Source organism: Enterovibrio gelatinilyticus (assembly GCF_028683095.1).
Classification (GTDB): domain Bacteria; phylum Pseudomonadota; class Gammaproteobacteria; order Enterobacterales; family Vibrionaceae; genus Enterovibrio; species Enterovibrio gelatinilyticus.
In genome coordinates, this window is record NZ_JAJUBC010000007.1 from 58,618 (window position 1) to 84,729 (window position 26,112).

General features: G+C 47.0%; 19 protein-coding genes. 6 read left to right on the forward strand and 13 right to left on the reverse strand.

Going from position 1 to position 26,112, the window contains the following annotated elements; translation table 11 throughout:
* Position 1 precedes the first annotated feature (1 nt).
* The 11 genes from LRP50_RS07945 to LRP50_RS07995 form a co-directional block, all read right to left on the reverse strand.
* Positions 2-1,372, reverse strand: coding sequence for a glutamine synthetase family protein (locus LRP50_RS07945; RefSeq protein WP_274163930.1), 1,371 nt, complete (start codon positions 1,370-1,372; stop codon positions 2-4).
* A gap of 216 nt (positions 1,373-1,588) precedes the next feature.
* A complete protein-coding gene (locus tag LRP50_RS07950) occupies positions 1,589-2,572 on the reverse strand; it encodes a LysR family transcriptional regulator (protein WP_274163931.1) in 984 nt (327 codons plus the stop codon).
* Between the two features lie 137 nt (positions 2,573-2,709).
* Entirely contained in the window at positions 2,710-4,389 is a 1,680-nt protein-coding gene (panP, locus tag LRP50_RS07955) for a pyridoxal-dependent aspartate 1-decarboxylase PanP (RefSeq protein ID WP_274163932.1), read from the reverse strand.
* 185 nt (positions 4,390-4,574) lie between these two features.
* Positions 4,575-5,111: a hypothetical protein gene (locus LRP50_RS07960; protein WP_274163933.1), complete on the reverse strand. Its 537-nt coding sequence runs from the start codon at positions 5,109-5,111 to the stop codon at positions 4,575-4,577.
* A 332-nt stretch (positions 5,112-5,443) separates the two neighbouring features.
* Positions 5,444-6,511 (reverse strand): sn-glycerol-3-phosphate import ATP-binding protein UgpC, encoded by a 1,068-nt coding sequence (locus LRP50_RS07965; RefSeq protein WP_274163934.1) that lies wholly within the window; start codon positions 6,509-6,511, stop codon positions 5,444-5,446.
* A 48-nt stretch (positions 6,512-6,559) separates the two neighbouring features.
* Positions 6,560-7,408, reverse strand: a complete 849-nt coding sequence (ugpE, locus tag LRP50_RS07970) for a sn-glycerol-3-phosphate ABC transporter permease UgpE (RefSeq protein ID WP_129492878.1) — start codon at positions 7,406-7,408, stop codon at positions 6,560-6,562.
* On the reverse strand, positions 7,408-8,289 hold the full coding sequence (gene ugpA, locus LRP50_RS07975) for a sn-glycerol-3-phosphate ABC transporter permease UgpA (protein ID WP_017009427.1): 882 nt from the start codon (positions 8,287-8,289) through the stop codon (positions 7,408-7,410). Before ugpA ends, ugpE begins: the two co-directional genes overlap by 1 nt.
* A gap of 115 nt (positions 8,290-8,404) precedes the next feature.
* Positions 8,405-9,709, reverse strand: a complete 1,305-nt coding sequence (ugpB, locus tag LRP50_RS07980; RefSeq protein WP_274163935.1) for a sn-glycerol-3-phosphate ABC transporter substrate-binding protein UgpB — start codon at positions 9,707-9,709, stop codon at positions 8,405-8,407.
* Positions 9,710-10,037: 328 nt separating this feature from the next.
* Positions 10,038-11,321: an ABC transporter substrate-binding protein gene (locus LRP50_RS07985; RefSeq protein ID WP_274163936.1), complete on the reverse strand. Its 1,284-nt coding sequence runs from the start codon at positions 11,319-11,321 to the stop codon at positions 10,038-10,040.
* A gap of 10 nt (positions 11,322-11,331) precedes the next feature.
* Complete coding sequence (locus LRP50_RS07990; RefSeq protein ID WP_274163937.1) at positions 11,332-12,774, reverse strand: ATP-binding protein; 1,443 nt, start codon at positions 12,772-12,774, stop codon at positions 11,332-11,334.
* Positions 12,764-13,486, reverse strand: coding sequence for a response regulator (locus LRP50_RS07995; RefSeq protein ID WP_274163938.1), 723 nt, complete (start codon positions 13,484-13,486; stop codon positions 12,764-12,766). Before LRP50_RS07995 ends, LRP50_RS07990 begins: the two co-directional genes overlap by 11 nt.
* A 570-nt stretch (positions 13,487-14,056) precedes the next feature.
* On the opposite strand from LRP50_RS07995, the gene LRP50_RS08000 reads away from it, so the two are divergent.
* Complete coding sequence (locus LRP50_RS08000; RefSeq protein ID WP_274163939.1) at positions 14,057-18,766, forward strand: calcium-binding protein; 4,710 nt, start codon at positions 14,057-14,059, stop codon at positions 18,764-18,766.
* Between the two features lie 123 nt (positions 18,767-18,889).
* Here LRP50_RS08000 and LRP50_RS08005 read toward each other — a convergent pair whose 3' ends face one another.
* Together LRP50_RS08005 and LRP50_RS08010 are read right to left on the reverse strand one after the other, a co-directional pair.
* Positions 18,890-18,988, reverse strand: coding sequence for a MetS family NSS transporter small subunit (locus tag LRP50_RS08005; RefSeq protein ID WP_155859041.1), 99 nt, complete (start codon positions 18,986-18,988; stop codon positions 18,890-18,892).
* Positions 18,985-20,484 (reverse strand): sodium-dependent transporter, encoded by a 1,500-nt coding sequence (locus tag LRP50_RS08010; RefSeq protein WP_274163940.1) that lies wholly within the window; start codon positions 20,482-20,484, stop codon positions 18,985-18,987. The genes LRP50_RS08005 and LRP50_RS08010 overlap by 4 nt, the downstream gene beginning before the upstream one ends.
* Positions 20,485-21,413: 929 nt before the next feature.
* On the opposite strand from LRP50_RS08010, the gene cydH reads away from it, so the two are divergent.
* From cydH to emrD, 5 genes are all read left to right on the forward strand, one after another.
* Entirely contained in the window at positions 21,414-21,506 is a 93-nt protein-coding gene (gene cydH, locus LRP50_RS08015; RefSeq protein WP_274163941.1) for a cytochrome bd-I oxidase subunit CydH, read from the forward strand.
* Positions 21,507-21,735: 229 nt separating this feature from the next.
* Positions 21,736-22,953 carry a patatin-like phospholipase family protein gene (locus tag LRP50_RS08020; protein ID WP_274163942.1) on the forward strand — a complete coding sequence of 406 codons (1,218 nt, stop codon included), beginning with the start codon at positions 21,736-21,738 and terminating at the stop codon, positions 22,951-22,953.
* Between the two features lie 95 nt (positions 22,954-23,048).
* On the forward strand, positions 23,049-23,606 hold the full coding sequence (locus LRP50_RS08025) for a DapH/DapD/GlmU-related protein (RefSeq protein WP_274163943.1): 558 nt from the start codon (positions 23,049-23,051) through the stop codon (positions 23,604-23,606).
* A gap of 145 nt (positions 23,607-23,751) precedes the next feature.
* The gene (locus LRP50_RS08030) at positions 23,752-24,351 is read left to right on the forward strand and encodes a GTP cyclohydrolase II (RefSeq protein ID WP_274163944.1); all 600 of its coding nucleotides are present in this window, start codon (positions 23,752-23,754) and stop codon (positions 24,349-24,351) included.
* A gap of 327 nt (positions 24,352-24,678) precedes the next feature.
* Complete coding sequence (gene emrD / locus LRP50_RS08035) at positions 24,679-25,881, forward strand: multidrug efflux MFS transporter EmrD (RefSeq protein WP_274163945.1); 1,203 nt, start codon at positions 24,679-24,681, stop codon at positions 25,879-25,881.
* Positions 25,882-26,112 lie beyond the last annotated feature (231 nt).

Below are 26,112 nucleotides of genomic sequence, written 5' to 3' on the forward strand. Positions count from 1 at the left end.
CCTAAATAATTTCGAAGTAGCGGTCTAATTCCCAATCCGTCACATGCTTACGGAACTCTCGTTCTTCCCATTCTCTTGATGCGGCATAGTGTTCAACAAAAGCATCACCGAGCATGGCCTTCGCGGCTTCGGATTGTTTGAACGATTGTGCGGCCTCCCACAAGGTGCGAGGCAGTTGAAGCTCCTCGGGATGCGTCATTTCGTATGCGTTACCGATGATTCGGTCATGAGGTTCGAGTTTGTGCTCGATACCGTAAAGACCTGAAGCCAGCGCAGCAGCAAGGGCGAGGTAGGGGTTAGCATCTGCCGCACCGAGGCGATATTCAATACGTTGAGATTTTTCAGATCCTGGGATAACGCGAAGTGATGTGGTGCGATTTTCCACACCCCACGTAGCATCAGTCGGCGCCCAGAAGCCGGGGATCATTCGGGAATAACTGTTAATTGATGGCGCAATCATGCACAAAAACTGTGGCATGAGACGTTGCTGACCTGCGAGGAAATGACGCTGTATGTCGCTCATGTTCAGCTCTGCGTCTGGCGCATAAAATGCATTCTTTCCTGTTTGTTTGTCACGTAAAGAGACGTGAATGTGCCCGCTTTGGCCGGGGTAGTCATTGCTCCATTTCGCCATGAAGGTCGCCATCATGTCGTTTTTCTGTGCGAGCACTTTCATGTAAGTTTTAAACAGGGCTGCTTTGTCAGCGGCATTGAGCGCTGAGTCATAGGCTAACGCGGCTTCAATTACACCAGGGCCCGTCTCGGAGTGGATGCCCTCAATGGGAAAGTCCATGGATTCGCTCATGGCGAGAATAGCTTTATACAACCCAGAATAGGTGGAGTTGCGGATCATGGAATAGCCAAACCAATCTGGCGTAATGGTTTTGAGGTTACGGTACCCTTTCTCTCGTGCGGAGTGTGGCGTTTCGTCGAAGATAAAAAATTCGTATTCTAGGGCCGCAAACGCATCAAATCCCATTTCAGAGGCTTTATCGAGTACGCGTCGCAGTGTGGCGCGTGGGCAAACTGCTTCAGCTGCACCTGCAAACTCGGCAATGAACATCACCATGCCATCTTCGTCCAGCACATCACGACACGTTTCTGGCAAAATTCGAGCAGGGGCATCAGGGTATCCTGTGTGCCAGCCTGTGAATTTCACATTGTCATACAATTGGTCTTTGACATCCCAGCCCAGCACCACATCGCAGAAGGCGAAGCCGCCATCTAGAGAGGAAAAGAACTTGTCTTTAGACATGTACTTGCCACGCATGACACCATCGTTGTCAAACACTCCCACTTTCACATGAGTCAGCTTTCTTTCTTCAACAATGCGCTTTGCATCCTCGGCTGATTTTACTTCCCGCGCTTCCATTGCCGCTCCTTGTATTGAAACCTTTGGCTATCGCACTAAATAACATTCACTGATCAACGATAGTTGACGCACCCAGAAGCACCGTTTCCAGTTTCATAGTCTGGCGTTCGGTAACGATCTAATGAAATTAAGGTAGGAGATGAAGCAAAAAAACTGCCACAACAATCACGGAAAGTGAGGCAATACTATAAGGATTGCTAATAGTAACGATCGTGATCACACTGCAGAGTAACGCCCGATGCGGATTTTCCCATCCAACCATGGATGAGCTTGGCGTATTTTATTTAAGTAGTGGTCTCTGAGTATTTTGCAGCTGTCGTGGGCAAGCGTTTCCGGTAAATCACCCAGCTCATTGCGTCGAGCGATGAGTGTTAAGTAGCGGAAAAATGTGTCTTTTTCAGGAAGTGGCAGACAGGTGATTTGCTGACGAAACAACTCACCTTGCATGAGGCACAATGGCGTAGTGAGAGCCCAACCTAAACCTTGTGCCACTGCAGATAGCACCGCATAGGTGTTGTCGAGTTGCATGCGGTCCGGCACATCCAAGCCCTGCTGGTGAAGATAAGTCTCAATTGACTGACTAATAAGACTTTGTTGACTGTATCTAACCATGTCTAAATGTCTGCTAAGAGCGGGTAATGACGTGCATAAATCTGGGAATCTCTCGTGGAAGCCACGAGGAATGACAAGTACGAAGGGCTCTTTGAGTATTTGGCAGCGCCTAAGGTTATCTTGTTTTTCGAGTACATCATCAGAAATGATAATATCAATACTACGACTCAGTAACCCTTGCTGGTGGAGATGTGAGTAGCCCGTCATCATGGTCCAATTCTCGGTGTGCTTTTTCACTACCTCAATCAGAGGCTGCCCGACAGTTGCGGCGAGTGAGTCCACCATGGCAATTCTTACCAAATGAAGGCGATCAAAACTCCCTTTCGTCACCTCATGCTGAGTTTTGTATGCCTGATCGAGTAAATGAACGGATTGGTCATAGAAGTAACGCCCTGCCACGGTGAGTTCGACGGGGCGAACGCTGCGGTCGAGCAGTTTGACTCCGAGGTTGGATTCAAGTTGTGAAAGGATCTGAGAAACAGCGGATTGGGACATATTGAGCTGTGCGGCGGCGGCAGTCATATTGCCAATCTTTGCCGTTGCGACGAAAACATCTAACGCTTTTAATTCAAATCCCAATGCTGGCATTGTCACCTCATCATCTGTTGCTTAAACACTGTCGTGTTTAAGCGTAGCAACCAGGCGAATATTGGGATGTTATTTCAGTGAGTTAACAATCGCAAAACCAAGAAACTGCGAATAGCAGTTTCTTGGGGCTTGGTATTTTACTCAGTGGTTAGTGCCTGAGTTATAGGGGCGTCAGCGAGGAGAATGCTATTTGCTAACGCCATCAGCTCGGGATAGACAAGAGTACTTTGCTTCGCGATACAACGTTGCTCATCAAGCACATCTTGCAAAATGTCTTTTGTGGTAAGCGGGTTGGCGAGTACCACACGGAATACATGCGTCGACCGCCCATCAAGATGAGTGGGCGTTAATGTGGTACGTGATACAAAGTTCTGACCCGCTTCTCGCTGTCGTTTTTGAATGAAAACCGTCAACGCATTCAATTGTTCATGAAGCGTATCTTTTTGGTTTGATGTGGCAATGGCGTAGGCTTGCTTTACAGATTCAGGAACGTAGCGATAGGTCAGTAAGCACAACTCGGGTTTGCTGATGATCTCAAAATCAGACTGCTGCGAGACTAGGTTGGAAAAGTACTCGGCTTTTTCGACGCTTTGGTCAATCAACAATTCGTAACCTTGACGACCAATGATGTTGAGGCTTGCAAACAGCAGCATTGCCATGCCACCACGTGACCCCTCAAGGGTATGGCTGCCGAGATCTTTTGAGCCCTTACGTAAAATGTAATCAGCGTGATGCTCAATAGCTGAAACCAACGATGGGTCTTTGAATATCACCATGCCAGCACCCATGGGCACATACATTTGTTTGTGAGCGTCAATGGTGACGGAGTCTGCACGCTCAATGCCTTTGAGCTTTGGACGTTGCGTGTTCGAAAGCAGGCTTGCTCCTCCCCAAGCGGCATCAACGTGAAAGTGCATACCTTCGCGTTCGGCGATATCTGCCATGGCATCTAGCGGGTCAATGTTGCCCGTTTCAGTTGTTCCAGCAACACCAATTAGCGCAAATGGCTTGATGTTTTTCTTCTTGAGTAATGCGACAGTTTCTTCAAGCTTATCGATACGAATACGGTTGTTTTCGTCGGTAGGAATCGCAATAAGAGATTCACGACCAATGCCCAGAACATCGGCAGATTTCTTTAACGAATAATGCCCGCGTTCGGAGACAAGAATGGCGAGATCCTCGTAACCATAATGTTTCATGGCGCGAAACAATCCTTCCTCAGCGACACCTTTAAAAGCGCCATCTGATTTTAGGGCAGCATTTCGAGCGACCCAAAGCGCAGTAATGTTTGCGATGGTGCCGCCAGAGCAGAATGCGCCAAGCGAGTGCTCAGCACTGTGCATCCAGCTATCATAGAATGCATCATCTTGCTGATAAATAAGGTTATGAAGCATGCCCAACACTTGACGCTCTAGAGGCGTGAATGCTTTTGATGTTTCGATTTTCACCGTGTTCTGATTGAGCGCAATCATGATCTTAGAGAGTGGCATCAAAAAGTAGGGTAATGCTGAGGTCATGTGCCCAATAAATCGCGGCGAAGAAGTGTGTACAGATTGCGCGACCAGTTTGTCGAGTAAAAACTCTGTGTGGTCAGAAACAAAAGACGGCTGTTCTGGTACGTTGGCGTTACAGAAGTCTTTTTCTATTTCCGTCAGTGAATATTCGGTGGCAATGATGTGGTCTTGCAGGAAACGATTTAAGTTCTGCGAGATCGCCTGTTCAATCGTTCCCAAAGTGGAGTTTGGGGCTTCAGGTACAGTAAAAATACGGTGAAGGCTTTCTAGTGATGCTTTTGCCTTCTTTGTCTCAATGACCATATCAGGAATGCTTTCTCGAAGTTGGGTGGGGTTAGCTTACGCGACGCCGAACAATATGTATCGATGAGACACGACGAGAGTCATGCAACTTGGAGATTGTTCTTTCTAGTTGTCAGTAGGTAGATGAGGTCGCGATCGTCAAAAACTAAGGCAGTCCGTGCCGAACTGCCTGTTGGCGATAGCGACTATGCTTTTTTGTCACATTGAGTCTGGGACAATGCTTGCATCTCACTGTTATAACGTTCTAGCGGTACTTCAATTTCTTTTGGATGACTGAGTAGATCAGCGAGTGCAGAACGCAGGTCATAGTTACCTTCATGGGCTTTGCTTTGACGGAACTCAAACACTTTCTTTGCCGCTTCGGCAAGTTCACCTTGTGAGTGGCTCAGTGCTTTTATGTCTTCTTGCGTCAAGTTCAACCACGATTCAACGGGTGCGTCGAGGTTTAGTTTACTCGGGTCGTTTGCAATGTAGTAATCAAACGCTTCGTTATTCAGGGTAAAGTGATTGCGTCGGCCTTCAAGAAACCAGTTAGCAACGCCTTCTAAACTTGGGTCTTTCTTAATGGTTAAATCTACCAAGTTTTCGTACCAAGAAATCGACGCGTTGACGTAGTTTTCATATTTCTGAGTCGCACATGCAGGATCAATTTGATTGATGTCTTTGGCGACGGCAATGCCGGGAAGAAGAGTGGCAAGAAGAAGCAGGGCAGAACGACTCATATCGCAAATCCTTTTTGATCGAAGTATATAGCCATTGCAGAACGGCATATTTTTATTGTTGTTATGGTAATGGTATACCCAAATGACCTCAAGGTGCATGTTTCACTGAGAAAAAATCGTGATTAACCCATGGCTTTGACGAGGTTTTAAAGGGAAATTGTCATCAGATCAGAGTCATTGACCTCAGGAAGCTCAGATTGAAGGTAAAACGGTTATGACATCGAGAGAGTGGGCGCTTGGAGGTTACGAATTTTCGTTTCAGCCTAGACGATTCAGAGGATGAACGCGCCTAGGCTGAGTGATTACAATCCGTTATATGGACTGAAAAAAGATTACACTCTGAGTGCTTTCTCAGTGTCTTTGTCGAACAGGTGCACATTGTGTGAATCTATGGTTAACGGCAGCGTAGCGCCATCTTCAACCACAATATGTCCTTCCACTCGCAGTGTGATTTGATGCTCAGTACCAGATACATTGCCGTAAACCAGTAAGTCAGCACCTAAAGACTCTGTCAGAATGACATCCATAGACAGTTGTTTATTCGCTGGATTATCAGCAATTTGAAGATGCTCAGGGCGTAAACCGATGAGCAATTCTCTATCAGCGACGTCCAGTGGTTTCACGCAATCGCCATTCTCAAATACAAGCTGCCCGTCTTTGATTGCGCCGGGCACAATATTCATTGATGGGCTGCCAATAAATGTCGCCACGAACAGAGACGCGGGCTTATCGTAGACCTCAAGCGGTGTTCCGATTTGTTCAACGTCACCACCATTAAGCACAACGAGGCGATCAGCCAATGTCATGGCTTCAACCTGATCGTGCGTAACGTATACCGCCGTGGTATTGAGGTTGCGCTGAAGCTTTTTGATTTCAAGGCGCATTTGAACACGTAGCTTGGCATCAAGGTTCGACAGTGGCTCATCGAACAAGAAAGCCTTTGGACGACGAACAATCGCACGCCCCATAGCGACACGTTGACGTTGACCACCAGACAACTGGGAAGGTCGTCGTTTTAGTAGGTGGTCGAGTTCGAGCATCTGTGCAACGTCGTTGACTGTCTTTTCAATTTCATCTTTCGGTACACCACGGTTACGCAAGCCATAGGCCATGTTATTGAAGACGGTCATGTGTGGGTACAATGCGTAGTTTTGGAACACCATGGCGATATCTCGCTCGCCCGGTTCCCGCTCATTCACGCGTTGTTCATCAATGGAAAGCGTACCGCCAGAAATGGTTTCTAAGCCTGCAATCATGCGTAGTAGGGTTGATTTTCCACAACCACTTGGGCCGACGAGGACAATCATCTCACCATCATTGATGGCTAAGTCCACGCCATGAATTGCTTTGAACCCGTTTGGGTAAACTTTGCTTATTTGATCGAGTGTTACTGTTGCCATTCACGCATCCTCTGTGTGAAAGATTTCTATCTACCGGATAATTGGTGTTTATTTTTCTGTTTCTACAAGACCTTTCACGAAGAGTCTTTGCATACCAAGTACCACTAATACGGGGGGCACCATCGCCATCAAGGTGGTTGCCATCACTCTGTTCCATTCCACTTCGCCATCGCCCACCGCCAACATGCGCTGAATACTCATTACGATGGTGTAGTAGTTATCATCAGTGGTGATCAACAGTGGCCAGAGGTACTGGTTCCAACCGTAGATAAAGGTGATAACAAACAAGGCTGCGATGTTAGTGCGTGAAAGCGGAAGCAAAATATCAAAGAAGAACTTGATAGGGCCTGCGCCGTCAATTCGCGCCGCTTCGAGCAGTTCACCAGGCACGGTCAAAAAGAACTGGCGGAACAAGAAGGTAGCGGTAGCACTCGCAATCAAAGGTATGGTGAGTCCTGACATGGTGTTAAGCATGCTGAGATCAGCAATGACCTGAAATGTCGGCATGATCCGTACTTCAACAGGCAGCATGAGGGTCATGAAAATCACCCAAAACGCCAACATACGGCCAGGAAAGCGGAAATACACCACGGCATAGGCTGACAGGATGGAGATCGACAACTTGCCGAAGGCAATGCCCAGCGCCATTAAGGTCGAGTTCCACAACATGCCCGCAACCGTGATATCAAGCTCACGCGATGTGCCTTCGGTGAAGACTTCAATGAACACATCAAGGCCACGGTCGCCAAACCATAGCGGTGTCATGCCACTGACGAATTCTTTACTGTCGTGCGTTGCAGCGGTCAGTGCCAACCAAACGGGCAGCGCAACAATCAGCACGCCAGCAATCAGCACAAAGTGGCTGAAAAAGGTGAGTAGGGGTCGTCTTTCTACCATCAGTAAGCCACCTTCTTCTCAACGTAACGGAACTGAATCACGGTCAAAATACCCACCAAGATCATGAGCAGAACAGACTGTGCCGCTGAAGAACCTAAGTTCAAGCCAACAAAGCCATCTGAGTACACCTTATAGACCAAGGTGGTGGTTGAACTGCCTGGGCCGCCTTGTGTCATCGCGTGGATAACGCCAAAGGTATCGAAGAAGGCGTAAACCAAATTGATAACCAACAAGAAGAACGATGTTGGAGATAGCAGTGGAAAAATAATGGTGAAGAAGCGTTTCGCTGGGCCTGCACCGTCAATCGCACCCGCTTCAATCAGTGAGCGAGGAATGGATTGAAGGCCAGCCAAGAAAAACAAGAAGTTGTAACTGATCTGCTTCCATGTTGCGGCGATAACCACCATGGTCATGCCGTGACTGCCATTGATGAAGGGGTTCCATTCCACCCCCATGGCAGAAAGCGCATGGGCAAGCACGCCAACGGTAGGGTTGAACATGAACAACCAAAGGACACCAGCAACGGCTGGGGCGACCGCGTAAGGCCAAATTAATAGGGTTTTATAGGTCGTTGCGCCTTTGATGACATGGTCAGCCATCACGGCCAGCAACAAAGAGACACTTAGCGCGAGCACGGCGACAGCGAAGCTGAAGAATAGTGTGGTGCCAAAGGTTTCAAAATACGTGCTGTCTTCAAACAGTTCGAAGAAATTACTAAGCCCAACAAATTCAGTGTTTAAACCAAAAGGGTCTTCTAGCAAGGTTGATTGCCAAACTGCTTGTCCTGCCGGCCACAAAAAGAACACAAAGGTGATGATTAATTGTGGAGCGAGGAGCATGAGTGGCAGTAGGGTGTTTTGGAAAACGGGTTTGTTATCCATAAGCTATCTGCATCTCTTCCATGAAGGAGGGGGGCGGACCCGCCCTCCGTCTGATTACTTTAACTAGCCAAGTTAAGAACTGACGCTGTTATGAGTTCAGCGTTACGTTCGAGGATTATTTGTTTGCTTTAGCAAACTTAGCGAGTAATACATTACTGCGCTGTACTGCTTTGTCTAAGGCTTCTTGCGCCGTTGCTTCGCCAGACCAAACGTTCTCGAGTTCTTCGTTGATCACATCACGGATTTGTACGAAGTTACCAAGACGGATACCTTTCGATGCTGGCGTAGGCTCGACAGATGTCATCTGCGTGATGGCGACGTCGGTACCTGGGTTTTTGTCGTAGAACCCTTCTTTCTTGCTTTGCTTGTAAGCAGCATGCGTGATTGGTAGGTAACCCGTGAATTGGTGCCAATCAGCCTGAATATCACTGCTCGACATGAACTTGAAGAATTCCGCTACGCCTTCATAGTCTTTCTTGTCGTGGCCTTGTAATACCCACAAGGTCGCGCCGCCAATGATGGAGTTTTGAGGGTTCTTGATTTCAGATTCGTAGTAAGGCAGTTGCGATACGCCAAATTCGAAGCCATCAACGTTACCCTTGATACCCGCGTAAGACGCTGACGAGTTCATGTACATTGCACATTCGCCGCTGTAGAACAATGGTGCGCTGTCTGAACGGCGGCCACCGTATTTGAACGTGCCGTCTTTTTGCCATTCAGCCAATTGGTTGATGTGCTTAACAAACGGCTTGTTGTTGATCTGCAGTTTTGCATCAGTGCTGCTGAAACCGTTGTCTGCAGTGGCAATAGGTTGGTTGTGGCGCGCACCGAAGTTTTCGATTTGAACCCATGATTGCCAACCTGTGGTGAAGCCACACGTTACGCCGTTATCACGTAGCTTTTTAGCAACGTCGCCCATCTCTTCCCACGTTTTTGGCGGGGTGACACCGGCTTTAGCAAACAAATCTTTGTTGTAATAAAGCACAGGGGTCGAGCTGTTAAATGGCATAGATAGCATGTTGCCATCGGTGTCTGTGTAATAACCTGCTACGGATGAAAGGTATTCGGATGAATCGAACGGCGTTTCTGTGTCTTTCATCAGTTCGTATACTGGGTAAATTGCCCCTTTGGCCGACATCATTGTCGCCGTACCCACTTCAAACACCTGCACGATTTCAGGTTGTTGTTTGGCACGAAATGCCGCAACTGCGCCCGTCATGGTTTCTGTGTAGTTGCCTTTGTAAACTGGCTTAACCACGAATTCCGTTTGGCTTGCGTTAAATTTGTCAGCAATCTCATTCACTTTTTCGCCTAGGTTTCCGCCCATTGCGTGCCACCATTCAATCTCAGTTGCTGCATAGGATGGGGCAGCGAGCATGAGTGAAACAGAGGTGAATGCTGCCAATTGACTTAACTTCATGTAGAACTCCTTGTCTGTCGGAATAGTTGCAATTCTTGTTCTATCTGTATTAACGTCCTGACTGCTCGAACGAGCAGTAATAGGTGAGCATACGAGCAAATTGTTGCAATTTTGTTATAGCACTCGAAAGGCGGAGTGTCATGATCGCAAACCACACAACAGATTAAATTTACATCAGATAAGAAGGCTTTCTCAAAATTTGGAAGCTTAGTTAGGTAAAGAGATATACACCCAAACAACCTTAATCCTGCATCTCCAGGTTGATTGGGTATACAACGAGAACGGATGGCAGACACCGAGGTGATGTCTGCGACAGTGAAGGAATTCGTTATAGTTTGTCAGCAAGAACAGCAGCGCGAACGTGGCGAAGCGTTTCGTCGATATCGACGTTGTCGTTGTTGTAAAAGCGGGAGATGACATCAAAGAGCGCGATTTGGGAAGCGCGCCCAATGGCCATGTTGTGCGAAAGACTTGCAACAAGGTTGTCGGTCGCAGCGGCACGCAGGAAGGCTTGCATGGCGTCTTGTGCACAATCATCGAAGTTCTGCATGTCGATATCAACACGTACAGGAATTGACCCTTTGTTTTGGTTAAATTCTCTCTGAAACTCCGGATCAAGGATTAGCGTCGCTAACTCTTTTTGAGAGGCAATGGTTTGTGGGTTGTCTTTGTTAAAAAATACGAAGCTGTCGATATTGAATGAAAACTGATTAGCGGTTCCAGGCGCCGGCAAACAGACGAAATCTTTTCCTGCGATTTTGTCGGCTGCTAAAAACTCGCCCTTTGCCCAATCACCCATTATCTGCATGGCAGCCTTACCTTCGATAACGAGCGAAGTGGTGTCACTCCAGCTTCTACCAGGACTGTTTGCATCTGTGTATTGCTTCATTCTCCGAAGCGTTAGCAAGGTTTCACGCATTTTAGAGCCAGTAAGCAGTTCGGAATTATGCTCGGAAAATGCGCGTCGAAAATCATCGGTACCCATGATGGCAAGTGCAATGGATTCAAATAACGTCGCTTCTTGCCAAGCTTCGTTGCCTAGCGCGAGAGGGATATAGCCAGCAGCTTTGATTTTTTCAGCGGCGACAAAGAATTCATCTAGCGTTTGTGGCAGCGCTGCGCCTACTTCTTCAAACACCTTGCGATTTGCCCATAGCCAATTGACTCGGTGAATATTGAAAGGGACAGCAACATAGTGACCATCGACTTTGAGATAGTCCGATACTCGGCGAGGAAGTAATTCGCTCCAGCTTTGCTGTTCAGCAACGTCATCGATATTGGTGAGAAAACCCTGAGCGCCCCATTCTTGAATTTCAGGACCTTTTATTTGTGCTACATCGGGCGGGTTGCCTGAAAGTGTGCGAATTCGAAGGGTATTGATCGCACTTGCTCCTGCACGTCCTGGAACGGCGAAGTCCTTCCAGTTGTGGCCTTGCTCTTTCATCATGTCTTTTAGTTCTTTGACGGCTAGGGCTTCACCACCGCTGGTCCACCAGTGAAGGACCTCGATTTCACTACCGTTTGTGTTTTCGCTTGTGCTTTGAGTGTCTGCTGCAATGGCAAACACTGGGACGCTTAAGCTCAGCGAGAGCAAAATGGATACAATGTTCATAGCGTCACTTTTATTGATCGACTTTAGGGAACGCAATGTCAATTTGAAGCCCCCCAATGTTTCTGTTAGATAAAATCAATTCGCCACCGTGGGCGCGAATGATGTTCTTGGCGATACCCAAACCTAATCCTGTTCCATGTAAATCAGTATGAAGACGGAAGTAGGGATCGAACACTTTCTTTAAGTATTCAGTTGGGATACCGGGACCGTTGTCCATTAGCGTAATATCGAGAGATTTTTCGCTGTCATGAATATAGACAAGGACTTCGTCGCCATATTTCACGCCGTTATCGATGAGGTTAGTCAGGCATCGTTTAAAAGCGAGTGGTTTGCAACTAAATGGTCGACTTTGCTCGCCGCGAATGATCACGCGTTGGCGTTGTTGATTGTGGATTTCCGCGATACTGGTGATGATTTGCAATACATCAATTTGGGTGACGTTCTCGTGAATATCGGTATCTTTTACCGTCTGTAATGCGCCTTTAACCATGATTTCTAGCTCATCCAAATCCTTATTGATTTTGGCTGCTTGAACTTCGTCGTCGATTAATTCTGCGCGGAGTCGTAGCCGAGTGATCGGTGTCTTCAAATCATGAGAAATAGCGCCAAACAGCTTTTCTCTATCATGCATGTAGCGTTGCAATCGCATTTGCATCAGGTTGAACGCACGAGTCACTGTGGTGATTTCGCTTGCCCCTTCTTCGACTAATTCTGGCTGCTCAATATCGGTGCTGAGTCTGTTCGCCGCTTGCGCGAGGCGTTTAAGCGGGCGGGTCTGATTGCGTATTAAAGTGAAGGTAAACACCAGCAATAGGGTGGTAATTGCAAACAGGAATACGATTTGATCGGCATTCACCAAATCATTTTCTAACGTAATGTATGGGGCAGGTAAAACAGCGGCAATGTAAACCCACTGCGATTCATCCAACTCGATTTGTACGACCAAAATGGGAGGGTTTAGCGGTTCTAGGCTCAACGTATGATGCGCCCAAGACTTTGGAAGATCAGAGAGCAGTAAGCTGTTATTTAACACGCGAAGTGTTTCAGGACGAGAAAACTCTACGTGAATAGCGTCAACTGTGGGTAGCTCTTTTTGTAGTACGGTTTGGATAGTCTTTACGGCTTCTCTTTTTGCCAGACTTTCTTCGACAGGCTCAATGTCGATTTCTTCTGTATTAAATGAAACGAAAAAGCGAGCGCCACCCATGTTCCGCAATTGATCCAATGCGATATGACGATATTCAACAGGCAAAGATTGGAAGAACGTCGTCGTTGAAGCGAACATTTGCGCCATGCTTTCTGACGCGGCTTTCAATCCGTCAACTTCCCGCTGCTTTGATTGGGTATACCAAAAAAAACTGGCAATACTCTGCGCAAGGATCACAGATAGAACAGTCAAAATTAGCGTTCGCGACAATAGCGAACGCGGCCAGAAATATTGCTTAAGATTCATAGGTAATATCTGCGACGAAAATATAGCCTGTTCCGCGCACTGTCTTGATAATGGTGGACTGGCGTCCGTTATCTTTGAGGCGCTGACGAAGTCGGCTCACCTGCACATCGATACCACGCTCTTGTGGTTGCGCCTCTCGCCCGCGTGTCGCATTGGAAATTGCATTGCGATCAAGCATGGCATTAGGGTTTTCAATGAACAGCATAAGTAGGGCAAAATCAGCCGAGGTCATTTCTACATCTTGACCAGTGACTTGGTGATTTAGTCGCTGAGTGACGGGGTCGAGACGCCATTGCGCAAAGCGAATCGCTTTGGGTTTTGACATAGTCGTTTCTTGTAGCTGCTGTGTACGACGAAGTAGGGCGCGGATCCTTGCTATTAGCTGTCTTGGGCTAAAAGGTTTAGCGATATAGTCATCGGCACCGAGTTCTAAGCCGATAATTTGATCGGTTTCATCAGACACTGCCGTCAGCATGATGATAGGTACGCTCGAGTCTTGACGAACATATTTGCAAAGCGTAAAGCCGTCATCTCCCGGTAGCATGACGTCAAGAAGGATAAGATCGGGGTATTGAACAGCGAGCTTGGCTTTCATTTCTTGTCCATTTTGCGCCGTCGTGACGTTATAACCGGATTTGGACAAATACTCCTGAAGCAGTTCGCGGATTTCTAAATCGTCATCCACCACTAAAATCCGCTTCTGATTAACCATGAAAGTCATTCCTCTTATTCTTCTATATAAGCCCAATATTATCTTAGAGAATAAGGATTAGCGCTAGCGTCAAACGCCGAATTTGATGGGGTAAAGGGTATCAAATTCCCTGATGAGCATAGATTGCACTCATTGAGCCCTGCATTGTTTAGTCAGTAGTTTGGGTATCGTTAATCAAGAGCTGATTAAGTGCAATTACGGTGAGAAATCTAATTCCATTATCATAATTCTTCCGATACAGAAGAGAAGCGTCTCTCTATTGACTGGTTCAACGGTTAATGACACTGACAACGTGTCTGGATAAATCCGAATATTGTCTATTTTACTGACGGTCCGAATATGAATTTGTCTGTCTAAAATCTTACATGTTGTCTGACCAGCTATCGATACGCCAGATTTAAATCTTGAAATGTAAATATATTTCAATTGGTTAAAGTGGCTATTTTGTTAGATCGTCATTCCTTATCCAGTCCCTAAATTAAGACTCATATTGCATATTTGGAACATTTGTACAATGCGACTAGGTTTTACACAGCGAGAAAGTGTTGTGGTGAGATTTAGGTGGTTTCAATGGCAGATGAAGTTGTAAACGGAACACAGACCGATGATGTGATTCAGGGTACTGCGTCCAATGACACAATAAATGGCGGTCTAGGTAATGATGTTATCACTGGCGGTAAGGGTGATGACGTCATCATGGGGAATGGAAGCGGCAATAGCCCTTCGTCATCTGATATTGCTTTAACTCACGAAGCAGACAGTAGCTTGTTTAATGTTCAAGGTGATGGTCCCATAAAGCTCGAACTCAGCAATATCGCTAGTTCAGCGGGGTTCAAAAGTAGCTTGGGCTATTACGTGGTCGATGACAATGGTTTGGTTATTGAAGCCCAGATTCTCGCTGATAACGTAAAAGAGGTGTCCGAAGCCTCCGTGTCTATTACGCCAGCCTTGAATGCCACTTCCGTTGGGCTGTTCCTTGTGCCCAATGGTTTTAATCGAGGCTATGACAACGGTCCCGTTGAGCTCGATTTAGTGTCTAGTCCTCCACAAGTCGTTCAAGATGGTGTGAGCACCAATGTTTTTGTATCGAACGAAGGGCTAAATGGTGATGGCGGAGACCACGAACGCTTCGATGGTGAAACCTCCGGTTGGGAAGACCTTTGGGGACTTGGCGATCGTGATTACGACGACGTGCTGTTGACGGTTTCTGCGGTTCAAACTGTGGTGAGTACAGACAATGACACTCTAAATGGTGGCCAAGGCGATGACACCATTTATGGCGAAGAAGGTGACGACACCTTAATCGGCGCACGCGGAGACGATGATCTCAATGGCGGCAGCGGCGACGATGTTCTGAGAGGCGGTCGAGGAAATGATGAACTGCAAGGTGGCACCGGCGAAGATTCGCTATACGGCGGCAGCGGTGCAGACAGTCTTTATGGCGGTGATGGCGACGACTTGCTAAACGGCGGTTCAGGTAATGATTTGCTGCAAGGCGGAGAAGGTAATGACTCCCTCATTGGTGGCAAAGGCCAAGACAGCCTATATGGCGCAGAAGGTGAAGATACGTTAAATGGTGGCAAAGGTGCCGACCAATTGTTTGGTGGTGATGGTAACGATACCGTTATTGGTGGTAAAGGAAACGACTACCTCAAAGGCGATGCTGGCGATGATTCACTGTTCGGTGGCAATGGTGCAGACGAAGCCAAAGGTGGTTTAGGAAACGACACCATAAACGGTGGCAACGGGAATGATGTTCTCTACGGGGATAAAGGCGATAGTGCTACCCGCGGAGAAAATATGACATTTAACGGTGATTTCGAAGCATGGGGTGATGACTCTCGTGCTCGATGGGGACTGTTTGACGAAGCGGCTGGATGGACGACACCTGACAATGTCAAAGTTGAACTTCAGCAAGGTGGCTTCGGTGGTGGTCCAGCCAACTCTAACAGCAACACTGTTATGGAACTGGATTCCACACAAAATGCGACGGTTCAACAAACGATCAACGTAACACCAGTGGCGGAAAATCAAGATACGCCTCTTGAGTTAAGTTTCGACTACGCAAACCGCTACAAAGGCGGTGATACCGAAACTAGCCCTTTCTCTGTGACCATCACAGATCAAGATGATAACGTCATCTATACCCAATATTTCGACAACAACCAGTCTAACGAGAGTTACTTGTCTTTTGATGCCTTGTTCGTGGTTCCGGAAGGCACTGACGATATAACGGTTACCTTGCAAGGCGAAGGGAAGTCGGACAGTTTCGGCGCATTGATTGATAGCGTTTCGATTACACAAGTTTACGAAACGGTAAGTGTCGATGGTGTTGAATACGAATTTACCGGCAATGCCGATGTCATTCATGGCGGCAAAGGCAATGACACTATTTATGGTGAGACGGGCGACGATCAACTTAACGGTGGAAAAGGCGCTGATTATCTTGATGGTGGCTTAGGCGATGACACCTTGGGTGGTGGACGCGGCAATGATGAGTTGCAAGGCGGCGCTGGCAACGATGTATTGAACGGCGGCTTTGGTGCTGATGTCCTTGATGGTGGTGTTGGCGACGATCAACTCAATGGTGGTCGTGGCAATGACGAACTGCAAGGTGGAGAAGGTCGAGACGTCCTAAACGGTGGTTTGGGTGCGGATACCCTCAATGGCGGAGACGATAATGATGTCTTAAATGGCGGCAAAGGCGCAGACGTGCTCGAAGGCGGCGATGGAGATGATGAACTGTTTGGCGGCTTTGGCAACGACCAACTGCAGGGCGGCGAAGGTAGTGATGTATTAAACGGCGGCAAAGGCGCTGATGTACTTGATGGTGGTATTGGGGACGACGAACTTATCGGCGGTCGTGGCAATGACCAACTGCAAGGCGGCGAAGGCAGCGACGTATTAAACGGCGGTAAAGGCGCTGATGTGCTGGATGGCGGTATTGGTGACGACGAGCTTATTGGCGGTCGTGGCAATGACCAATTGCAAGGTGGTGAAGGCAGCGACGTACTAAACGGTGGAATTGGTGCTGACACGCTCAATGGCGGCGATGACGACGATACGCTTTATGGTGGCAAAGGTCACGACTCGTTATCCGGTGATGATGGAAACGATTCTCTGTTCGGTGGTTTAGGTAACGACCAAATCAGCGGTGGTAAGGGTGACGACGCATTAACGGGCGGCAAAGGTAGCGACGTTCTAAACGGTGAAACGGGTAACGACACCCTCACTGGTGGTCGCGGCAATGACGAACTCAACGGCGGCTCAGATGACGACTCCCTTTACGGCGGTATCGGTAGCGATATTCTGCAAGGCGGTAACGGTGAAGACGTCGCTTATGGCGGTTCAGGCGCTGATAAAGTGTATGGCGGTAGTGGAAACGATCAGCTGTATGGCGGCAATGGTGCCGATAAAATGTACGGCGGTTCGGACGACGACAGCGTATACGGCGGCAAAGGCGATGATTATGTCAAAGGAGATGCTGGTGATGACGCTTTATATGGTGGACTTGGCAACGATCATCTCAGAGGCGGAACAGGGAATGATAGTCTGTATGGCGCAGCGGGCAGTGATGATTTAGAAGGCGAAGCGGGTAACGACACCCTGTTTGGCGGTCGTGGTGCTGATGATCTCGATGGCGGTGAGGGTAGTGACATACTGTATGGCGGTGCAGGGCGTGATGTGCTGCATGGTGATGACGGTAATGACATCTTGTTTGGTGGCCAAGGAAACGATGAACTCCAAGGCGGAGAAGGCAACGATACCCTGAAAGGTGGCGTTGGTGCTGATACGTTATATGGTGCCGAAGGCAACGATAACATTCTCGGTGGTGACGGTAACGATGTTGCCTATGGCGGTGAAGGAAACGACATCGTTAAAGGCGGAAAAGGCAATGACACATTGTCTGGTAGCAATGGCGATGACGTCGTCTTCGGCGGGGATGGAAATGACACATTGTCCGGTGCTAACGATAACGACACGCTGGTGGGCGGTAATGGTCGTGACAATATCAATGGCGGCAGCGGTGACGATTTGATGCTCGGTGGCAATGGTGACGATGTACTCTACGGCAGCAGCGGCAGTGATATTGCGTATGGTGGCGAAGGGACGAACAGCATTGAATTGGGTAGCGGGAATAACACCGTCGTTTATGACGGCAAAGGTAATGACACCGTCATCGACTTCAGCACGCGAGATGACAAGATTGTTATCCCTCGTTCGCTCGGGATGTTGTCTCTGGCTGCGTTAGGGTTGACGCAAGACGGTGCTGATGCCGTGTTGTCAATCGGGGGTAACTCACTTCGCTTACAAAACGTTGATGTGGGAGATATCACCGAGAGCAACCTTGAGTTTGTGAGTGACGACGATTTCGACGATATGTTGAGTGTCGACAATGTCATGGCGGTAGAAGAGCAAGGTATTGTGGCGCAACTTGATGGTGGTTTTCTTGCCACGGGTAACCTACTTAGCGAAGAAAATACCGTTGGTCATTGGCATATTAAGACAATAGAGATTGATGACACCATTTATGAAATTTCTAATTCGACGGTGGTGATTCAAACTGAGCACGGTGAACTGACGGTGTTTGGTCAAGATGACGAACGTCATAGTGAAGGTGAATACGCTTACCACCTCACGACTGGGGCAGCAGTGGACGAAGCCTTAGAGCATTTTGACCTGAAGCTTGAAAACGACATAGGTGATGTCGCAGATGCTTCTTTCGATATCTTGGCCGGTGAAGAGGTGGACGATAACCTCCATGACTTAACGGGCGATAACGTCATTGAGGGAACAGCTGGAGACAATGTTCTCGTTGGTCATAGTGACGACAATGAAATCTATGGGTTTGGTGGCAACGACTTGATTGATGCTGGTCTGGGCGATGATTTGGTATCAGGCGGCGCGGGGTCTGATGATATGTTTGGCGGAGAGGGTTCAGATACCTTTGTGTTCTTGAAAGAGCATGCAGGCGAAGGCACTGTCGATGTCATTATGGACTACTCACCATCACTCGATTTGTTGGACTTCAGTGACTTGCTAGATACGGTTGAAAGCGAAGATCTCGGCAGCTACCTAGTTTCTCTCGAAAATAATGAAGAGAACGAAGCGACATTGTCATTAGCATCAGAGGGTGAGGCGGTCGATCAACAAGTCACCTTTAGCAATATGTCTTTGGCCGATTTGGCAGGCGCATTTGACATGCCTGTGAGCTCTACTGGTCAGGATGTGCTTAGCAATATGCTTGAGGAGAATAAGATCATCATCAATAGTTTCTAAGTTGGTCTTGGCGCGTGTTAAACAGACAAGCGCGAAATGCTCCATCGAAACCCAAGAAGTGACCCAAGTAGAGATAAATAAAAAACCCGGCATCAGCCGGGTTTTGTTTATTCTAAGAGGGGGTTATTTATCTGCTTTCATTGCTATTCGAATACAATAAGCAGCACCACCCCAAGTGATGCCAAAACCAATTAGCATCATAATGATTGCACTTGTCGTCATGCGTTAGCCTCCTGTGCTTCTGCAGTGTCCTTAGCTGGTGATGAAACAACATTGATGATGATACCGATGACAGCTAACAATGCAGTCAAACCCCATCCAAGCATCAACAAATCGCTTTGAGCGTAGCCGCCGTACCCTTCGTTGAAAGTGTTCACCAAGTTTGTGCCTACAATCCAAGCCAGCATTAACGGGCTAATAAAGCGAACACACACTTCTAACCAAGCGCCCACTGAGAATTCAGAGACTTTATTCACGTATGCTCGAATGTCAGAGACTTTGATCAGCCAGCCGATAATGACTAACTCAATCAAGCAGCTTGCCAGCAAGGCAACGTTGTTCATGAAGTAATCAACGAGGTCCAGTAGTAATAGGCCGCCATTTGTTGCGAATGCCATCGAAACAAATGCACCAATACCACATACAGCCGTTGCTGCAACTTTGCGGCTAACATTCAGTTTGTCGATGATGGCTGAAGTTACCGCTTCAATGATCGAGATGTGCGAGCTCAGACCTGCAACTACCAACGCCAAGAAGAATACAGGGCCTAGGATATATGGAACAGGAAGGAGGTTAATCGCTTGTGGCAACGTTACGAACGCCAAGCCAACACCACCACTAACCACTTCAGTGACCGCTTTCCCTTGCTCTAGCGCCATGTAACCTAAGATAGAGAAGATCAACACACCCGCAAGGATAGAGAAACCACAGTTGATTAATACCGTCATGAAGGCGTTGTTGGTGACATCAGATTTTTTCGGTAGGTAGCTCGAGTAGGCCAGCATGATTGCGAAGCCGACAGAGAGTGTGAAGAAAATCTGGCCATAAGCCGCAGACCATACTTTGGCATCAGTTAGCTTGCTGAAATCAGGCGTAAACAAGTAGTTCAGACCGTCAACGGCACCAGGCAGGAATGCAACGCGAGCGACAAGTAGTAGCACCATGATAAACAGCAAGGGCATCATGATCTTGCTTGCACGCTCAATGCCGCCCTTAACACCGGTAAACACAGCGGCGAAGGTGATTGCCCACGCGAGTGCCATTGGAAGTGCGATGTGAAGCTGCCAGTCGCCTAGGTTACTTGGAGAGTTGTCACCTAGTTTTAAGTATTCGCTAAAGAAGAAGGCGTTGGTGTCTGTGCCCCAGCTTTGGTCAACTGCAAAGCCAACATAGGACATCGCCCAGCCTATTACCGCGACATAGTAAACCGCGATCGTTGCTGCAATACCTACTTGGAACCAACCTAGCCATTCAAACTTAGTGTTTAGCTTTGAAAAAACCACCGGAGATGAACCACGAAGCTTATGACCAAGGCCAAACTCCATGATCATAAACGGAATACCAGCGGTCAGCATGGCAAAAAGGTAAGGAACAAAAAATGCGCCACCGCCGTTTTCATAAGCCATGTATGGGAAGCGCCAAATGTTCCCTAATCCGATTGCTGAGCCCACAGCCGCAAGGATAAAACCTGCGCGTGAACCCCATTGTTCTCTTTTCATAACATCTCCTTGTTGTTGAAAACACCCGTCCATCTATCCTCGTTGCGCTAAGGTTGACCTTAACGTTTGGAGGCGGTGTTTTACGTGCTGTTACCTTTGGGTTTTCTCTTCGTTGTAAGCCCAAGGTCTCAGCACTGGTGTTTCAACGATATTGTGTTTGTATCCCGCGGCTCTATGCAAAACAATCATCTGCTGGCTCGGTTATTGGCAGATTAAGCACTGGTAATAGGTAAATCAATAGAGCAGATCGGTTATGTTTGTTCTGATATGCACTCAATAGTGTGGAATAGTATGTGTTGATTGGTCTTATCGATAATGTAACTAATGTATTGGCAGTGTATTAAACTGCAGTTAAAGCCACTGTTAGTAGAAAGTTGCGATTTGGTGAACTGGTTTGATTGGCGTAATTTTGAACAAAAATTGAGGTTTGGCTCGTATTTGTTTCCTGTTTGGTTAAATAACAAGTTTAAATGCCATTTTTTGGCAATATTAGTGGTGAGTTACTTTAAATTTATTGCGATGTAATCGATTTAATCACTTCATATAAAAGCAATTAAAGGTCAGTGTCATCGCTATGCTTTAAGAAAACTATCAGTTAATACGATGTTAATGGTTTTGGTGTTTTATCATGGGTCAAAATCGATTTTTGCCCAACATATATGCTTCCTTAAATGAATGAATATTCAATCACACTGTGTGTCACGAAATGTTTCATCGGGTCTGATTGCGGTGGCTGCTTTTAGAGATATATGCTGCTCAGGCTTTTAACGGCAGTACTTTGCAATGCGTCACAAATTGAAACAATTGACACAAATGAAAGACGATCTGAGATGGGGTTGTGAATATTCTGGGTTGCGCTGTTAAACTGAATACATTAAAAATGTGTAAAGCATGTGTTATCGGAATTCATGTTGGCAAGGAGAAGCAGAATGGATATTAACCTTAAAATTGCATTGGCGACTGCATTCACTGCACTGGCCGGAATCATCACGTTTGCCACAGTAGCAATCGTCTTTTCCTAGCCACTCGTCCCAGAAATAGTTAGCCCTGTGGCATTGGGGCTAGGTATAATTGCACTACTTGAATATATCCAAACAAGCGAGTGCCGTCGTGTTAAGCGAGCGCAACGGGCGTTAGAATGAAAGTATATCTCTAATCTGAGTTAAACCGAGGGATTTCATCGTACTAGCGCTATCATCGTTTTTATCACTTCTTATCGTGTGGGTATAAAACTTCTTTTCAGAGGTTATTGTGCAGATCCCTAAAGACAACCCGTTACCGTCATTTCTTCATTCTTCCTCAGAATCTAACCTTTGTCATGCAGTGCATTCCTCTGGCAGAAAGCGCCGAGTTGCGCTTGTTGCCCAAGGTGGAGGCCAGCGTGGCATATATACTTCAGGTGTGCTTGATAGCTTTCTTGATGCGGGTTTTGACCCATTTGAAATGTATATCGGTACCTCTGCGGGTGCACTGAATATTTCATCCTATCTCACTCGACAGCGCGGCTTTGGGCGTAGATTTATCACAGAGTATACGACGCAAGATCGTTTCTTTAACTTGTTGAAATACGTCAGGCGTCAACAGTTTATGGATCTCGATTGGGCGCTAGAGATTATGGGGCCAACACATTCTCTCGGATTAGATATCGAGAAAGCGAAGAATGTACTCGTCAATCGACATGCTTACGCGTGCGCCACCAATACTCAGACTTTAGAGCCAGACTATTTTCGTTTGTTTGAAAACGATTGGATGGACGTACTCACCGCGACGTGTGCAATCCCCATGCTTTACCCAAACAGTGTAAAACTTGGCGATCAATATTATGTAGATGGTGGCGTCAGTAGCGCAATTCCAGCGAGAGAAGCTTTTAACCGTGGCGCCGATGTGATTGTCGTGATCAGAACGGAGCCCGTTGTTCAGGATAAATCACACATTAGTTCAACCATTATCGAGAACATTCGAGGCCGTGTGGAAACGCGTTTACCAGAATACTTGGCGCGTTTAAACATGGATGATCGATTTGAGCGATTGTCTGAGTTCCATCAACAACTCTCTCAACGGTTAGAAGAAGTTAAACAGCGTTACAAAGAAAATACCCCAGAGCCACTTTGGGAAAAAATCAAAGAGATGATGCCCAAGACGACGCATCGTAATGGGGGACGATGGCTTTACGGCGGAGACACAATCTATCGTTTGCACGCCATGTCGGGTCAAAAGCTATCCAGTGACGTTTTAGAAATGATGACTAAGCATTTTCACAGTTATCAGGACGCTATTCAGTTTATGTCCCATCCGCCACATCGGGCCGAGTTAATTCAGATTTCTCCCAGCGAACCACTTTTGAGTAGCCCATTGTTAAGCAAGCCCTATCAACTAGAGCATGACTATCAAGATGGTTTGGTCGCAGGGCGTCGTTTTATTGATGAATATGCGGCTGTACTGAATGATGTTTCGTCTGTGAACGGCTAAAGTAAAGGAATACACAGATCGGTATTGCCTAAACGGAAGTATCTGTTAACTCGGGGTCTGAGTGAAAAGACTCTGCCGATATCAAGGATGAACGATTGACCGAATTTGAAAAAATGCAGCAAGGCAAGCCCTACAGTCCCGCCGATGCAGAGCTAACACAATTTCGCTACGCGTCACGTCGGCTCTGTCAGCAACTCAATATGATTGACCCTGCTGACGACAAAGCCCAAGACATGGTGGTGACTAAGCTGTTTGCTCAACGCGGCCAAGGCGTTGCGGTAGAAGCGCCTTTTACTTGCACATACGGCATGAACGTCCGAGTAGGGAGTAATGTCGCCTTTGGTCCTAATTGCACGCTTATCGACAGCGGACACATTGAAATTGGCAACAACGTGTTGATAGGGCCAGGGGTTGGTATCTATTCGATTACGCAAAGTTTGTTGCCTCTTGACGTCCAAAATGGGGAACACGAAATTTCGTTACCTATCATTATTGGTAACAACGTTGTTATCGGTGGCAATAGTGTGATCAAAGCGGGTGTTTCAATCGGAGAGGGCGTGGTGGTTGAATCGGGTTCTGTTGTTGATGGTGATATTGAACCTTTTGCTGTAGTGGCGGGAAACCCGGCGGTCGTAATCAGGCGTCTGCGCTGAGGTATTGGCAGATTCGTAGCACATCTGTTACGATTGCCCGTTTCATCGATAGCAATGTTACATTATAACAATTCATGGAGATCGATGTCATTGTATAGGGTAGTACATATTCCGCTAATGTCGGAAAAACAGAGAATTACAGTCGATGGCAAAAATTAGAGCAAGAGTCCCACTGAATGTTGGTGTTGGGAGCAATATTCCCGCTGAAATCCTGTCATTTGATGGTTTGAACTCAAATCAAGAGCACGTCGCGATTATCTTCAATAGTGTCGATCAGCAGCAAGGTGCGCCGCTTGTACGCATGCACTCAGAATGTCTCACGGGTGATGTGTTTCATTCTTCGCGCTGCGATTGCGGCGAACAACTTGAAGAGACAATCCAAAAAATGGGCGAACAAGGCGGTGTACTGCTTTATCTTCGCCAAGAAGGTCGCGGTATTGGTCTTTATAATAAGTTGGATGCTTATGAGCTGCAAAGCCAAGGTATGAATACTTATGAAGCCAATAATCATCTGGGTTTTGCTGATGATTTACGTAACTTTGAAGATGCGGCAGACATGCTGAAAGCGTTGGATGTCATGACCATTCGTTTGATTACTAACAACCCTAAAAAAATTAAAGAGATACAAGATTACGGGATCTCGTTAGAAGCAGTGATTGGTACACAAGCGCATCTTAAAGACGGCAATAAGAAGTACTTGAAAGCCAAAGTGTCACATGGACAGCATAAATTATCGATTGATTGATATGTAGATATAGCCTGGTTGTCGAGACCAGTCTGGCAAAGAAGAGCAGCGCATCGCGCTGCTTTTTTATATTTAATTTCTAAGCAGGGCAAAACAGAAGGCTGGTTAAAAAAGAAACTAACATTAGAAAAACTAATCCTTAAGATAATTTCTTATCGTGTGTGAAACACGTTATTTATATTGTTTCATGTGTCTGTCGCGACTACTATCTGCAAAAAAATAGCGACAGCGCCTAGATCCTCTGAATTTCTTCCGAAATATCATCTTTTAGTTCTCTGGTTCGCATTAAAGAAACTTGTTTATTTAGCTTGCTAGGGGAAGTGGGTAATGTCTGCGACAACACCTATATCAAAAATTCTACTGATGGTGATCATTTTGGCTGCCGTCGGTCAAATGACACAAACTATGTACATTCCGTCAATGGCATTGATGGCTGAAGATTTTCAAGTGTCTCCGGCTATGCTTCAGGCCGTGATGGCGTGTTATCTGATCCCTTATGGTCTTTCACAGTTTGTTTATGGCCCTCTATCTGATCGCTTCGGACGTAAGCCGATTATTCTAATGGGGTTGGCCATTTATCTGGTGGGTACGGTTGTTACGCTAGCGGCACCGAGTTTTCACTGGTTCCTCGTGGGCAGTGTGATTCAAGGTGCAGGTATTGGCAGTGGTGGCGCGATGGCACGAACTCTCACTCGAGATTGTTTCGAAGGTAGTCGTCTTCACCGCGCAAACAGCTTGGTCAGCGTTGGTCTCATATTTTCGCCATTAATCGCCCCCGTGTTGGGAGGCTATTTGAGCGTGTACTTCCAGTGGCAGGCCAGCTATGTGTTTCTTTTTGTGTTAGCGGCAGTCGTGTTCCTCATCATGTCTGTGAGTTTTCAAGAAACATTACCTCCTGAAGCCCGTCGTAACGATTCTGTGCTGAAGAGCTACCACTACGTGATGAGCAATCGAAAGTTTCAGGGGTACCTGATTTGTTTGATTGCGGTATTTTCGGGTATTGCTGTGTTCGAAGCTGCGGCAGGTGTACTGCTTGGAAGTACGCTAGGGCTTAGTGCAACAACGGTGAGTTTGTTGTTTGTCTTACCATTACCTGGATTTATGCTCGGCTCCTGGTTATCTACCGTGATTGAACGTCGCTTGTCAGCCGGAGCGGTGTTGATTGTAGGATCAGTGATTTTGATGATCGGCGCATTGGTTGTTTTTGTGCCGGGTTATGACGGCTCAGTGACTGTTGAAAGCCTGATTGGTGGTGCGTCTGTCTATTTCATGGGAGCGGGACTTTTGTTTCCTGCCGCAACCACGGGGGCATTGTCTCCGTTTCCTAGACATGCCGGAACTGCTGGTGCAGTGTTAGGTGGTGTGCAAAACATGGCAGCAGGGTTCTTTACGTTGTTGGCAGCGAAGATGAACGTCAACGACCAGTTTTCACTTGGTGCAATACTACTCACAATGGCAGTGTTATCAGGACTAGGCCTTCTCTTGTGCCGCAATAGAACAGTGGTTCCCGACTTACCTGTTACGGCTTAGCTATAATGTAACTTTTTGAATTTTAAGGCGGGACATCTTATTGGATGTCCTGTTTTTTTACGTTTAGATTCAACTGTCCGTTAATGTCCACACACTGTAGCGTGAAATATTTTTCATGAATTATTGCGACACATGTCAAATTGGTGCAGTCTGTACGCCCTGTAGCGGAGTCTGAGAGGAAAAGGAGATCCATATTCACTCCCGCTGAGATAATCAGATAGGCGGTAAACA